The following is a 13,723-nucleotide window of genomic DNA, read 5'->3' as shown; positions in this document are numbered from 1 at the left end:
CATGCTGGTCAAGCGCAGGTCCACTCACTTGCGCTGAGGTTCTGAATCTGACATGGGCCTCGATCGAACGGGCCGAGAGCAAAGGGTAGAAGTGACTGGGGCCGTTCCAGGCCCGGTCGCAGCGGAACTGCTCCAGGTGCAATGAGCGAAGCAACGGGCCTTGGTGCTATCGATCCGGCTTGGCGGGTCAACGCTGAGGCCACGCTGGCCCGTATTCGCTCAGGTGTCAGGGCGCAGGGTTTGCCTGGCCGCTTCCAGTGTCTCCTGACGCCGCCCCAGCCAGCGTCCGCTCATACCCCACCCCACAGCCAGCACCGCGCCAATCAGCATGGCGGCATGCGGATGCTCGCCCATCAGGTCGAGCCCCCGTTTCAGCCAGCCGCTCAGGGCATCGCCGCCGCGGTAGACCACCGTGTCGATGAAGTTCTTGGCCTTGTACTTGTCTTCGGCGGGCAGTACGGTGAAGAGCATCTCGCGTCCAGGCCGCACCAGCGCGTACTCCCCGGTACGGCGCAGCACCATCACCCCCACGAACACCGCAAAGGTCGGCGCCAGCGCAAGTGCAACGAAGCCGAGCGCCATCAGCAACGGCACGCCCATCAGCAGCACGCCGACCCCCAGGCGCCGCGCCAGCCGACCGGTGAAGAACAGTTGGGTGAGGATGGCCAGGCTCTGCACGGCGATGTCGATCAGGCCAAATACCTGGGTTTGCCGGGTGCGATCGCTGAACGTCTCGCTGACGATGCGCGCCTGCTCGAAATACAGAAAGGTACTGACGCTGGCCAGCAACACCACGAACAGCGCGATGCCCAGCAGATAAGGCGAACGCAGCACGGCGGTGGCGCCCGCCCAGGGATTGCCGCCAAGCGGCTTGCTGACGGGGTGCGCGACCTGCGCCGGCAATGGCCGACGAGCACGCCAGCCTTGCAGATAATGCGCGGCGGCGATGCTGCCGAGCAGAAACAGCGCGGCCAACACCAGCAGCCCGGCATGGCCCAGCGGTGCCGCCAGCAATGTGCCGAGAATAGGACCGCTGAGCCCGCCCAGGCTGGCGCCGGCGGCCAGCAGACCGAACAGGCGCTTGCCCTGTTCGCTGGAAAACAGGTCCGCCAGCACGCTCCACGCCAGGGAAATCGCCAGCAGGTTGAACACCGAGAGCCAGATGTAGAACGCCCTGGCCTGCCACAGCCCGTCCGGGTCGCGGGCCAGCAACCAGGCAAACAGCAGCAGGTGGCTGGCGAACACGCCGTAGGTCCAGGGCAGGATGCGTTGCCGGCGCACCTTCGAAGCCAGCCAGCCGAACAGCGGCAGGCAGACCAGGGTGGCGACGAAGGTCCCGGTGAACAGCCATTGCAGATTGTCGATGCCGCCGGCCACGCCCAGGGTTTCACGCACTGGGCGCAACATGAAGTAGCCGCAGAACAGCAGATAGAACAGCGCCAGCCCGGCGGCCACCGCCGGGGTCTCGCCTGGGGTGATGTTCAGCCAATGGCGCAGCCGTTGCCGCAGGCCGGGCATGGGCTCAGGCGAACTGCTGAATGAGCAGGCGGCGCTGGGCATCATCGAGCAGCGGCCCCTGCCCGGCCTTGAGTTGATCGAGCTGTCGATCGGGTCGACCGGTGGCGGGAATCACCGCAGTCACCGCCGGATGGCTGATGGCGAACTTCAGAAACAGCTGCGCCCAGCTGCCCACCCCTAGCTGCTCAGCCCACGCAGGCAAGGGTTGATCCTTGACCCTGGCGAACAGGCGACCGTCATCGAAGGCGCGATTGATCAGCACGGCCACGCCTTTTGCCTGGCACAGGGGCAGCAAGGTCTCGGCCGCCTGCGGGGCATTGACTGCGTAGTTGATCTGCACGAAGTCCAGGGGTTGCTGGCGGACGATCTCGGCCACCTCGGCATGGCCGCTGTTGAGGTAATGGGTGATGCCGACGTAGCGAGTCTTGCCTTGCGCCTTGAGTTCGCGGGCGTAGGGCAGCTGGCGTTGCCAGTCGCGCAGGTTATGGATCTGCAGCAGCTCGACCTTGTCGGTACGCAGGCTCTGCAGCGTGCCAGCCCACTGTCGCTCAGCGGCCTCGCGGCTGTCGGCAGCGATCTTGGTCGCCAGAAAGCACTGTGCGCGCCAGCCGCCTTCTTCGAGCAGCTGACCCAGTACGGCGTCAGCGCCGCCATAGTTGGGCGAGGTGTCGATCACCCGCCCGCCACCGGCGAAAAAGGCGGCGAGCGCGCTTTGCAGTTGCTGATACGCCGCTGAGCCAGGTTCGACCTCGAAACTGCCGGAGGTGCCGGCGCCGATCACCGGCAACGCCTCGCCACTCGCGGGGATCGTGCGGGTCAGCAGCGGGCTGCTGGCCGATCCCGCGGTCAGCCACGGGCTGGCGGCGAGCAGGCCCAGGGCAGCGCTGGCGCGTAGGACATCGCGGCGTCCGTACATGGACTGTCTCCAATAACAAGGCGGAAACTTCCAAGGCTAGCTGTCGAAATGGCGATGTTGAAGCGTATCTGTATCTGAATGTCTCGCTGGATGGCAGACCGCAGGGTTAACAGGGTGCGATGGTTAGGCAGCGCACGGCCATCGGGGCGCGCTACCGCCCGTGCTTAGCGCTCGCGGCGCGGGCTGGACGCTGTGTGGTGGTGGTTTGGCAGGCTGCGCCGCTGCCGCAGTTGACGTTTTAGCACCTCAAGCGGCGGTGCATAGAAAAAGCCGAACGACACACTGGCCCGCCCCTTGAGCGCGTGATGCAGACGATGCGCGCGGTGCAGGCGTTTCAGGTAGCGGTTGAGCGGTCGCGGGGCCCGCGGCCAGTGACGGTGAAACAGGCCATCGTGCAGCACCACGTAGAGCACGCCATACCCCGCCACTCCGCCGCCTACCCACTGCAGCGGCGCGTGTCCGGCCTTGCCCAGTGCCACCAGTCCGGCAGCGATCAGCGCCAGGGCCAGCAGGTAGACGTCGTTGAGTTCGAGCATGCCCAGGTGCGGCTCGTGGTGCGAGCGGTGCAGCCACCAGCCCCAGCCGTGCATGACGTACTGGTGAGCCAGGGTGCCGACGCCCTCCATGGCCAGCAAGGTGCCGAACAGGACGGCGAGGTTGTACAGCATGTGAGGGTCCGCGGAAAAGCGAGGGGGTGCAGAGATTACCACTGCGGTGGCTGGCACTGCCAACGCGCTCATCGTGTAGGACCTTTCCGAATTTTCTCCAAGGAACGGCCCCCGGCGTTGACCCCGAGCAGGGACGTCCGTAAGGTCCGCCTCGCACATTTGCATCCCCACACAGGAGTCCTGCATTGGACAGTAGCCCCAGTCGTTTGCGACAGGCCCACAGGGCGCGCTAGTCCGGCAGTACTGCTGCCAGGGTCGGCGTCCCTCGACCCTGGTCTCCCTGGCCTCCAGGCCCTGGTTTCCCTTCCGTGCCCTTCGGGCCCTGCGCATCTCTGGCTTCACCCCCTTGCCGCGCCCTTTGCGGCGATACCGTGGGCAATCGCCCGCTCAGAGGTTTGCTATGGAATGGAATATCTTCCTGCAGCGCGTGGCCACCGCGCTGCTGCTCGGTGCGTTGATCGGTGCCGAGCGTCAACTGCGTCAACGCCTCACAGGCCTGCGCACCAATGCGCTGGTGAGCACCGGCGCCTGTCTGTTCGTGTTGATGACCCAGGCTGTGCCGGGCATGCAGGCGGCAGACGCCTCACGCGTTGCCGCCTATGTCGTCTCGGGCATCGGTTTTCTCGGCGGTGGCGTGATCATGCGCGATGGCCTGAACGTGCGCGGCCTGAACACCGCGGCCACCCTGTGGTGCACGGCCGCCGTCGGCGTGCTGTGCAGCCTCGGTCTGTTGCTCGAGGCCGCACTCGGCAGCCTGGTGGTGCTGTGCGCCAACATTCTGCTGCGTGAAGTGGCGCAGCGCCTCGATCGTCAAGACGTGGTTCCGGCCAGTGAGGTCGAGCAGCATTTCGAGGTACGGGTGATTTGCCGCGCCGAGGATGAAATTCAGGTGCGCAGCCTGATGCTGCATAGCCTGAGCGATCCTGAACTGCGCTTGCAGTCATTGCACAGCGAAGACCTGGCCATCAGCGAGCGGCTCGAAGTGCGCGCACAATTGCTTGGCGGGGCCCAGGCGCCGCTGCAGCTGGAGCGCATGGTCAGCCGGGTCAGCCTGGAAAAAGGTGTGACGTCGGTACGCTGGCAACTGCTGACCCAGGCACCGGCGGTCGACTGAGGCACGTTGATATCGCCCCGTGGCCAAGGCCAGTGCCGCTTTCAGTCACTGACCCGGCCCGGTTCAGACTGCCCCTTCAGCAATCTCCTGGGTAAGGCAGAACCGATCCCGCCCCTGTGCCTTGGCCTCATACAACGCCGCATCGGCCGCCGCCATCAGCGTCGCGACGGTGAGCGACTGATGCGCCGGCTGGCCGACCGCGATGCCGGCACTGATCGAGACGATGCCCAGGGGGCTGGCGCCGTGCTCGATGGCGAGCCGGCGCAGGGTCTGCAGAATCTCCTGCACCAGTGTCGAGGCCCCATCCGCCGTGGTATCGGGCAGCAGCAGGGTGAACTCTTCGCCGCCATAGCGCACGGCCAGATCGCCCGGACGCTTGATGGCGGCCTGCAGCACCTCGCCGACCCGTTGCAGGCACTGATCACCGGCCGGGTGGCCGTAGCGGTCGTTGTAACGCTTGAAGTAGTCCAGGTCGAGCATCACCACCGCCACCGGGTAATCCTGACGCCGTGCCCGGCCCAGCTCCGATTCCATGACCTTGTCCAGCCGCCGGCGATTGCCCAGCCCCGTCAGGCTGTCGGTCAGCGCCAGCGCCCTGAGCGTCTGGTGCGCCTGCAACAATGCGCGTTCGATGGCAATGCGTTCCCGCAGCTGGCGCAGCACGATCCAGGCAAACGCCGACAATCCGATCAGCAGCAACAACAGCACCAGCACGCTCTTGATCATGTCGTGGCGCCACGGCTCGATGATCGACTCGCGCGACAGCCCGGCTTCGGCCACCAGCGGGTACGTCGCCAGCGCGCGATAGCCATAGATGCGCTGCGTGCCGTCCACTACGGCCTTGGCCTCGGCCACGCCCTGGTCGGCATATGGCAGGTGCTTGAGGAAGATGTCGCTCTGCGCCAGGCTGCGGCCGAGCACCTTTTCGCTGAACGGCCGGCGCACCAGGATCGTGCCATCGCGTTTGGCCAGGACCAGCGCGCCGCGCTGATCGATCTTGAAGTCGCCATAGTAGCGGACGAACCAGTCGACCTTGATCGTGCCCAGCAACACCCCGGCGAAACTGCCGTCGGGGTAGTTGAGCCGGCGCGAGATGGGAATGATCAGGTCATTGGTGGAGCGGCTCTTGATCACCGAGCCGATGTGTACTTCACGCGAGGTGTGCGTGCGGTGGTACACGAAGTAATCGCGGTCGGCGTTGTTGGCATTGGGCGGCACCGAGGTCTTGTCGGTCACCAGCCAGTAGCCCTGGGCGTCGTAGATGAACAGCCCATGCAACTGCGGCATGATCTCGGCCTGCTGGTGCAGCAGACGGTGCAGGCGCTTGCGGTCAAGGTGGGCCAGGCCATCACCCTCGACCCGCTCGGCCAGCGCCGCGGTAATGGCATCGACTTGGCGGATGGCGTCATCGGCATGTTGCGCGGTGGCGCGCGCCAGGTTGCTGACGGCGTCTTGCGCATTGAGCAAGGCGTGCCGGTAGTCGCGCCAGATGCGCCAGCCTTCGACTGTGAAGAAGGTCAGCATGACCACGACCATGAAACTGGCAACCAGGCGGAACAGCGGCACCGCGCGTGCATCGCCCGTCGCGCTGAGTAGCCCTTCGTCGTCCTGTTGTTTGCCTGAACGCATTGCAATCCCTGTTCTTGGAGCCTTTCGCGGCCCTGACTATAGCGCTGGCAGCGCGCCAGCGCAGCGTCTGTGATGCATGGGAACCGCAGCGGATCGGCACGGTTCCTTCCGAAGCCGGCGCTGCGCCGGCAGAAAAAAATCAAACGTTTGCGTGTAAAAGCGCTCAACCGCAGTGCACATGGCGGCCATCGCTGTTCTGATGAACCCACTTTTGAGGTAACTACATGAGCAACCCAGCACTGCAATCCGAACTGCTCACGCGTCTGCTGCACGCCCATCCCCATGGGCTGGGCAAGGAAATTCTCGACAATTACCGCGGCGAGAAAGCCGTCGCCGGCATGCTCAAGACCCTGCAGGATCAAGGGCTGATTCATGACGGCAGCGTTGAGGTCGATGAGCACCAGGTGAGTGTCAATTACCCGATCAAATTGTCCAGTTCCGGCGTCGATGCCGCCCAACGTGCTGAAGCTGAAAAAACAGCCGATCAGTGATCGGATGCCGGCCCCTTGCCCAGACGAGGGGCCGCTTCGACTGACGCCTTTTCTCTCAACGCCTCGACCTCCTCCCTGCTCGCCTGCCACGCCTCGTTGACCCGTTGCACCTCAGCGCCCAATCGCTCCAGTTGCCGTGCCTGTTCGGTACAGATGCCCTGACGCTGCTCGAGCACCTGCGCTTGCCCGCTGACCTGGCGGCGCAGCTCGTCACTGGCGCCCTGGACTTGCGACAGCATCGAGCGCAAGCCATCGATCTGCGCATCGCGCTGCTCCAGGTGCTCGTCACGCAGCTGCAATTGCACTGCTGCCTGGCGTTGTTCGGCCATCAACCGCTCGTTGTCGCGGTGCAGGCGCGTCAGTTCATCCTGCTTGATGATCACGCTTTGCTGTACCTGGCGTAATTCGACCTGCAATTGCTGCACCTGGCCCTCATGACGGCGCTGATCCTGCTCGCGCTGCTCACGGGTAGCGGCGCGGTAGTGCTCCAGGGCGTCACGGGCATGCCGGTGCTTCTCCTCGAGTGAGTGCAGGTGCTCGTCCTTGTCCGCAAGCCGCACCTGAAGCTCACCCACCGCCTGGTTGAGGCTCGCATTGCGCAACTGCTCGGCCTGCAGCGAAGCCTTGCTTTCGGTGAGCCTTTCCGATTCCGCCTGCAGCGCCGCCGCTTGTACTTCCTGCTGCTGATGAGCGGCTGCCAGGGCCTGCTGAGTCAGATCCAGCTGAATCTGCAACTGCCCAGCCTGCTCCTCGAACGCAGCCTGCGCGGTGAGCAACTGTGCCTGCGCCTCTTGCTCAAGCTGGACCGCGAGTTGCTGAACCAGTTGTGCGAGCTGGTCGCTGAGCGATTGCACGCCGTTCAAGCCGGCGGGTTCATGGGCCTCCAGCTCCTTGAGGTAGCGATGAATGGTGGATTTCGAGCCGGTATTGCCGAGTTCGACGCGCACCGCATCAATGCTCGGGTGCTCACCACGCGCCATCAGCGACTGGCGTGCCTGCTGCACCACCGCTTTGTTTATGCCGCCTCTGGCCATGTATGCTCCTTCAATTTCGTACTGTATTACGTACTATGTAATTACGTACTGATTCTGTAGTAAACAGAGGACGTAATCAAACGGATTCTGACATTAAATAATCACGGCTTATCGCATCAGATGGGCGTTTCTATCGCGATGGCTGGGGATAGCCATTGCCTGCAGTACGAAACCCCGGTTGCGCATCGCCGCCAGCAGAGGGTTAAAGAACGCATCGCCGGCCTCGTTTCAGGAGGCAAAGGCACGCTGAAGGCCCCGCTCAGTCGCCAGCAGAATGCGCTCGCCCCTGAGTCGCTGAGGCAAGGCATTTAGCCACCAGTCATCCGGCTGTCATCTCGCTGTCGTAATTTCCTCCTCCACCGCCCCTGTCGAGACGCCCCCGCCGTGACACGCCGCACCCTTTCCTCCGCAGGCCTATTGCCACAGCTCTTGGTGGCGCTCTGCGTCCTCACCTTGGTCTTTCTCTGGGCGCTGCATTTCTCTCAGCGCGCCGCTGCACGCGAGCAAGCGTTGCAGGCCAAAGCCGCCGAGCACCTGAACCTCGCCAGCGTGGTTGCGCAAAGCCTGCGCCAAGTGGTCGATCGGGCCTTGGTCGTCGGGCGGGTCACCCGTGACAGCCTCAGCGCCGCGCACCACATCGACTTCAGCCTCGCCCAACTGCTGGCCCAGGACCCGGCGTTTGCACGCATGGCGCTGTACGATCGGCAAGGCCGCTTGCTCTCAGGCAGTCAGGCGGATGACCTGCCGCAACTGCCCGCCGCCTGGCTGACCCAACTGGCGCAGCACGTTCAAAACGTGGGTTTCACCCCATTGCTCGCGCACCTTGACCTCCAGCCCGGCAGTGCGTCGCCGGCGCCGCAGTTGATGTTCATGCTGCCGTTGAGTGCGCCGCTGACCGACGACATCGACAGCATTCTGTGGGTGGAGCTGGATGCGGGTTATCTGTCGGTGCTGTTCCAGCACATCGAACTGGGCCACAGCGGCCTGGTGCGGCTGCTGCAAGACGATGGCCAGGAGCGACTGCGCATTGACAGTCAAGGGGTTGCGGCCAGAGGCCGGGCTCTGCTGCCCACCTTGCCGGCCAGTGCCAGCGAGGCCGGGCTGATTACCCAGTCCAGTGCCGACGGCGTGTACCAAAGCCTGTACCGGCGCCTGGCCGATCACGGTTTCAGCGTGGTGGTCAGCCAGCGCCATGAGGAGATTCTGGCCGGTGCCAGTGCTGCATCCGCACGCCAGTTCTGGCTGAACCTGTGCATGACCGGGCTGATCCTGGCGTGCCTGGCCTGGGGCCTGCGCTTGCTGCAGAAGCGCCAGGATGCCTTCAACGCCCTGGAGCAGTCGCAGCAGGTCAACCAGCAGTTGATCGGCCGCCTGGAAGACGCTCACCGCCTGAGCAGCCACGCCGCCTCCACCGACCATTTGAGCGGTCTGCTCAACCGCCGCCAGTTCGTCGAAGTGGCCAGCCAGGCACTCACCGTACAGCGCGGCCGCCGGCAATTGCTGGCGATCCTGTTCATTGACATGGACCGCTTCAAGTCAATCAACGACTCGCTCGGGCACAAGGTCGGTGACCTGTTGTTGCAGGCCGTCGCCGGGCGCATCCAGCGCCTGCTGGGCGACACCGACCAGGCCTCACGGTTTGGCGGCGATGAATTCGTCGTGCTGCTGGCCGGTGAGCGCAGCGAGGAGCAGATCGATGCCTGGGTCCGCGCGCTGGTGGACAAGCTGTCGGCCACCTATTCCCTGGACGGCCAGGAGGTGAACACCAGCCCGAGCGTAGGCGTCAGCATCTGCCCGCGTGATGGTCAGCACATCGACAGCCTGATTCGCTGCGCCGACGCCGCCATGTATTCGGCCAAGCAGGCCGGGCGCGCGCAATACCGCTTCTTCGACCCCTCCCTGAACCTGGCCGATATCCAGGCCTTCACCCTTGAGCAGGCCTTTGGCAACGCCTTGGCCGAGCGTCAGTTCGTCCTGCATTACCAGCCACTGATCCGCCTCGACACGCTGCAGGTCACCGGCTATGAAGCGCTGGTGCGCTGGCAGCACCCGGCATTTGGCCTGCTGTACCCCGACCGCTTCATCGGTCTGGCCGAGCGCAGCGGGTTCATCGTCGCGTTGGGTTGGGAGGTGCTACGCCTGGCCTGTGAGGAACTGGTGCGTTGGTCGGTGCAAGCGGTCACGGCGCGTCTGGCGGTGAACGTTTCGGCGTTGCAGCTGCGCCAGGCTGATTTCAGTGAGCGCCTGCTGAGCGAGTTGCAGGAACGCGGCCTGGCACCCGCGCGGCTGGAGCTTGAAATTACCGAAACCACCGTGCTCGACGGCGAGGGCCTGGCGCTGGAGCATCTACGCCGGCTGCGCGCAGCGGGCATGGGCATCAGCCTGGACGACTTCGGTTGCGGTTACGCAGGCTTTGCGCATTTACAGTCGTTGCCCCTGAGCAAGTTGAAAATCGACCGCACGCTGATCGCGCCGCTGTGCAACAGCTACGACGACAGCCCGATCGTCTCCTCGACCATCATCCTGGCCAAGCGCCTGGGCCTGGAAGTGGTGGCCGAGGGCGTGGAAACCCGTGAGCAACTGGTGTGCCTGAAGCTTGCCGGCTGCGACATCGCCCAGGGTTATCACTTCAGCCGGCCACTGTGCGCCCAGCAGTTGCAGGCGTATCCCCCTTTCAATGGCGTCGAGGACGCGGCCTGTACCCATTGAGGCGAGCCTTGGCCGTGGCCGGACACTGGTTTAAGGTGGCGGCATTTCCCGCTTGAAACCCTCACCATGACTGACATCGAGCGCTACGTCCGCGCCGCCACCCGCGACAACACCCGGCGCAGCTACCAGGCAGCAGTCGAGCATTTCGAGGTGCACTGGGGCGGTTTTCTCCCAGCCACCGCCGACAGCATCGCCCGCTACCTGGCCGACCATGCCGATGTGCATGCGGTGAGCACCTTGCGCCAGCGCCTGGCGGCGCTCAGCCAGTGGCATGTCAGCCAGGGTTTTCCCGACCCGACCAAAGCCCCGCTGGTGCGCCAGGTACTGCGCGGCATCCGCACCCTGCACCCAGCGCCGCCGCGCCAGGCCGCGCCCCTGCTGTTGCAGCACTTGAGCAGCGCAGTGGCGTGCTTCGAGCGCGAGGCTGCCCAGGCCCAGGCCGAGCAAGACGTGCCCGGCCTGCTGCGCGCACGCCGTGACAGCGCCCTGTTGCTGCTGGGCTTCTGGCGCGGGTTTCGCGGCGATGAGCTGGCCCGTCTGCAGGTCGAACACATTCAGGCCCAGGCCGGTGTTGGCATCAGCCTGTACCTGCCGCGCAGCAAGGGTGACCGAGAGGCGCAGGGCGTGCAGCACCGTACGCCGGCCTTGAAGGCGCTGTGCCCGGTCACGGCCTATCTGCAATGGATCGAAGTCGCCGGCCTGGCCCGCGGTCCGGTGTTTCGCAAGCTCGACCGCTGGGGCAACCTCGGCGACGCACCGCTCAACAGCAACAGCCTGATCGGCTTGCTGCGGCGCATGCTGGAGCGGGCTGAGGTGCCGGCGGCGCTGTACACCGGGCACTCGCTGCGCCGCGGCTTTGCCACCTGGGCCACGGCCAACGGCTGGGAATTGAAATCGCTCATGAGCTATGTGGGCTGGAAGGATGCCAAGTCTGCCTTGCGCTACATCGATGCCGCGCAGCGCTTCGGCGAGCTGGCGGTCAGCACACCGGCAGTGCTGCTGGAGACGAAAGACTGAACCCTCGGGTTGGTGCGCAGGCCCAACGTTCTATTGTCCCCGCACACCTTCAGAGGAACCTGGTCATGACCACTCCCCACACCCCCGACCCGTACATCGACGAAGTGCTGCAAAATCCCGGCGAGCCAGCACCGGGGCGTGCGCACCCGTCGCCGGACAGCCCGCCCGCCGACTCCGAGCACCCCGAGCTGGATCCCGACAATCCTCAGCCGCCACCTCCAGAGTGGCCGGAAGACACCGTCAAGCCAGAAGATCAGTCCGGGGGCTAAGCCCCTCTGATCCTTGCCGTTATCCGGCCGGCCTGTTTCAGGCGGGTCGGGGTCGGCTTGCCAGCGTGCGGGCTGCGCTCAATGCCGATCGCTGACGCGCTGCAGATGCGGCAGAGTCAATGCCTGGCCGAAGAACGCCCCCGCCTCGCTTTGCAGTGTCTGGTGAATGTTTTCCCGGTCCACGCCATCGGCGTCCTTGCACAGCGCAGGCATGCGCTGCAGCTGCTGCGCATCGCACGGCGCCATGAACACGAAATGCCCTGCACCGGCCAGCAACCGGTAGTCCGGCGCCTGGGGCAGTTTGCGCGCCAGCGCCTGGGCATTGCGTGCCAGCATCAGTAACTGATCGTTGTCGCCGCTGTAGATCAATGCGGGCACGTGCACCGCTGACAGCGCCTGACGGCCAAACAGCAGGCTCAACGGCGCCAGCAGCATGACGGCGCCGACTCGCCGGTCGGCAGCGGGGCCCAGCTCATCGTAGTCAGCACGCAGCACGCCGTGAGCGTGGCAGGCATCGGCATCGCCAGGAAACTCCAGGCAATGCTGGCGCAGACGCGTAGGGTCTGGTTCGGCGCCTGCAAGAATCAAGGCCGTTTCGCCACCGGCCGAATAACCGATCACGCCAACCTTGCCACGGTTCAGTGCCAGGCCCAGACGCGGATCGGCGCGCGCTGCGCTGATGGCCGCACTGACCTGCAAAGGCCGACCGTACAGATTGCTCAGTGCGCCGAGGCGGCTGTGATCCTGGGTGTTGTCGCCGGGATGGGTCACGGCCACGACGACGAAGCCTTGGCGGGCCAGCGAGGTGGCCAGGTCGTGCAGTGCCAAGGGGCTGCCGGTGTTGCCGTGCGACATCACCAGCAGCGGGAAACGCCCCGCTGCGATGGGCAGTTGCGCGCCGGCGTCTATCTGGTAATCACCTAGGTGCATCTGCGTCGGCGGCGCACTGGAGGGGTAGAACGCCAGCGCCTGCATGGGCTGGTCGTCCACCGGGTCGATCAGTTGCAGCGTCTGCATTCCGGCGCTCCAGGAGGCGGCATCGACCACCGGCGTCATCAAGGCGACCAGCAACACGGCAAAGGATTGGCGAGGCGCACGCATGGGGCGATTCCTGTGCAGGATCTGGCGATGTGTGCCGAAGAACCTTTCGGCAAGTCGGTAAGCCGGGGTGATGCAGACCGTGAGCGCAAGCCGGTCTGCACAGTGAGTGGACCGCCGCCAGGCGCCGAGATTCCGATCGGCGCCGGTCGTTGGCTAGTGCTCATTCTTGGGGGCTGACGCAAGGCGGGCGACCGCCAACCAATTGGATGCATAGCAGCCTAGGGCCGCTCAGCGCCTCGAAGATGAAATCTCGATGAAAAAAACCGGCGGACGCTCGCGGCGCCAGCCGGTTCGGCACAGCCAAGGCTGCGATCAGGCGGCGAACAGTTCGCCGGCGATCTGCGACTGCGCTGCTTGCAGGGCCGCATCGCGGTGCTCGGGGCCGTAGGCCAGGCCCTGGGCACGCACGATCTGCACGTCGGTGATGCCGATGAAGCCCAGGAACACCTTGAGGAAGTCCTCATGGCCGACGCCGCTGGCCTGGCCTTCATGCAGACCGCCTGCCGTAGACACCAGCACAACCTTCTTGCCGCCGCACAGGCCTTCGGCGCCTGCTTCGGTGTAGCGGAAGGTCTGGCCGGCAACGGCGATGCGGTCAATCCAGGCCTTGAGCTGGGTGGGCACGCTGAAGTTGTACATCGGCGCACCGATGACCACTGCGTCCGCAGCAAGAAATTCGGCCAGGGTCTGGGCGCTGAGCTGAGCCTCGTGGGCCTGGGCGGCGTCACGCGCCGCTTCGGCGGTGCCGGCAGCGAGCAAGGTGGCGGCGGAGAAATGGCTGATGGCGTCGGCAGCTAGGTCGCGGTACGTCACTTGGACGCTCGGATCGACGGCCTGCCAGGCCTGGACCACTTGCTGGGTCAACTGGCGGGAGGCGGAATGTTCGCCAAGGATGCTCGAATCGATGTGCAGCAGTTTCATGGTGGGGCTCCTGTAGGACGGGTAATCGGCAGGCCGATCAGGATGATCAGCATCCTACGGGAGGTATCAATCCGTGATAAGCCCGCGGATAAGCACTGCATCGTTCTATCAGTAGGACGAAAACGGCCATTCGGTAGCTAGAGGTCGCCTCAAAACCCTAAAGAGCACACTTGTACTCTTTCCCTGTCGCCTTTGCGATCGTTATCATGGCCGCCCTTTCGGTAAACCGGCCTTCGCCATGACCACGCTGCGTACCCCGCCCGCCGCCCGTGACCTGAATGACCTGTTCTACTTCGCCGAAGTAGTGGCCGCCGGCGGCTTCGCGGCCGCCGGCCG

The 13,723-nt window shown here is 65.0% G+C and carries 12 protein-coding genes; 5 read left to right on the top strand and 7 right to left on the bottom strand.

The genetic code is table 11. The features are described 5' to 3' along the window. Positions 1-219 precede the first annotated feature (219 nt). The 3 genes from RT028_RS07895 to RT028_RS07885 all read right to left on the bottom strand — a co-directional run bounded on the left by RT028_RS07895 (position 220) and on the right by RT028_RS07885 (position 3,102). On the bottom strand, positions 220-1,518 hold the full coding sequence (locus RT028_RS07895; RefSeq protein WP_312934147.1) for an MFS transporter: 1,299 nt from the start codon (positions 1,516-1,518) through the stop codon (positions 220-222). A 4-nt stretch (positions 1,519-1,522) separates the two neighbouring features. Next, positions 1,523-2,434, bottom strand: coding sequence for an aldo/keto reductase (locus RT028_RS07890; RefSeq protein ID WP_312934146.1), 912 nt, complete (start codon positions 2,432-2,434; stop codon positions 1,523-1,525). A 164-nt stretch (positions 2,435-2,598) separates the two neighbouring features. After that, positions 2,599-3,102: a beta-carotene hydroxylase gene (locus RT028_RS07885; protein ID WP_312934145.1), complete on the bottom strand. Its 504-nt coding sequence runs from the start codon at positions 3,100-3,102 to the stop codon at positions 2,599-2,601. Between the two features lie 400 nt (positions 3,103-3,502). Between RT028_RS07885 and RT028_RS07880 the strand changes: the two genes are divergently transcribed. Continuing rightward, the gene (locus tag RT028_RS07880; RefSeq protein WP_312934144.1) at positions 3,503-4,216 is read left to right on the top strand and encodes an MgtC/SapB family protein; all 714 of its coding nucleotides are present in this window, start codon (positions 3,503-3,505) and stop codon (positions 4,214-4,216) included. A gap of 63 nt (positions 4,217-4,279) precedes the next feature. On the opposite strand, the gene RT028_RS07875 is transcribed toward RT028_RS07880, so the two are convergent. Further along, positions 4,280-5,845 (bottom strand): sensor domain-containing diguanylate cyclase, encoded by a 1,566-nt coding sequence (locus RT028_RS07875; RefSeq protein ID WP_312934143.1) that lies wholly within the window; start codon positions 5,843-5,845, stop codon positions 4,280-4,282. A 224-nt stretch (positions 5,846-6,069) separates the two neighbouring features. Here RT028_RS07875 and RT028_RS07870 point away from each other — a divergent pair, with 224 nt between their 5' ends. Continuing rightward, positions 6,070-6,336: a hypothetical protein gene (locus RT028_RS07870; RefSeq protein ID WP_312934142.1), complete on the top strand. Its 267-nt coding sequence runs from the start codon at positions 6,070-6,072 to the stop codon at positions 6,334-6,336. On the opposite strand, the gene RT028_RS07865 is transcribed toward RT028_RS07870, so the two are convergent. After that, the gene (locus RT028_RS07865) at positions 6,330-7,370 is read right to left on the bottom strand and encodes a DNA-binding protein (protein WP_312934141.1); all 1,041 of its coding nucleotides are present in this window, start codon (positions 7,368-7,370) and stop codon (positions 6,330-6,332) included. The two genes, RT028_RS07870 and RT028_RS07865, sit on opposite strands and share 7 nt — an antisense overlap. A gap of 384 nt (positions 7,371-7,754) precedes the next feature. Between RT028_RS07865 and RT028_RS07860 the strand changes: the two genes are divergently transcribed. The 3 genes from RT028_RS07860 to RT028_RS07850 all read left to right on the top strand — a co-directional run bounded on the left by RT028_RS07860 (position 7,755) and on the right by RT028_RS07850 (position 11,365). Then, positions 7,755-10,079 carry an EAL domain-containing protein gene (locus RT028_RS07860; protein ID WP_312934140.1) on the top strand — a complete coding sequence of 775 codons (2,325 nt, stop codon included), beginning with the start codon at positions 7,755-7,757 and terminating at the stop codon, positions 10,077-10,079. Positions 10,080-10,145: 66 nt separating this feature from the next. Continuing rightward, the gene (locus RT028_RS07855; protein ID WP_312934139.1) at positions 10,146-11,096 is read left to right on the top strand and encodes a site-specific integrase; all 951 of its coding nucleotides are present in this window, start codon (positions 10,146-10,148) and stop codon (positions 11,094-11,096) included. Positions 11,097-11,161: 65 nt separating this feature from the next. Next, positions 11,162-11,365, top strand: coding sequence for a hypothetical protein (locus RT028_RS07850; protein ID WP_312934138.1), 204 nt, complete (start codon positions 11,162-11,164; stop codon positions 11,363-11,365). Between the two features lie 78 nt (positions 11,366-11,443). Here RT028_RS07850 and RT028_RS07845 read toward each other — a convergent pair whose 3' ends face one another. Together RT028_RS07845 and RT028_RS07840 are read right to left on the bottom strand one after the other, a co-directional pair. After that, positions 11,444-12,466 carry a dienelactone hydrolase gene (locus RT028_RS07845; protein WP_312934137.1) on the bottom strand — a complete coding sequence of 341 codons (1,023 nt, stop codon included), beginning with the start codon at positions 12,464-12,466 and terminating at the stop codon, positions 11,444-11,446. Between the two features lie 312 nt (positions 12,467-12,778). Continuing rightward, positions 12,779-13,387, bottom strand: a complete 609-nt coding sequence (locus tag RT028_RS07840; RefSeq protein WP_312934136.1) for an FMN-dependent NADH-azoreductase — start codon at positions 13,385-13,387, stop codon at positions 12,779-12,781. Between the last annotated feature and the right edge of the window lie 336 nt (positions 13,388-13,723).

Source organism: Pseudomonas sp., from assembly GCF_032058845.1.
Lineage (GTDB): Bacteria > Pseudomonadota > Gammaproteobacteria > Pseudomonadales > Pseudomonadaceae > Aquipseudomonas.
The sequence above is the reverse complement of the archived record's forward strand: the minus strand, read 5'-3'. Positions and strand labels throughout refer to the sequence as shown.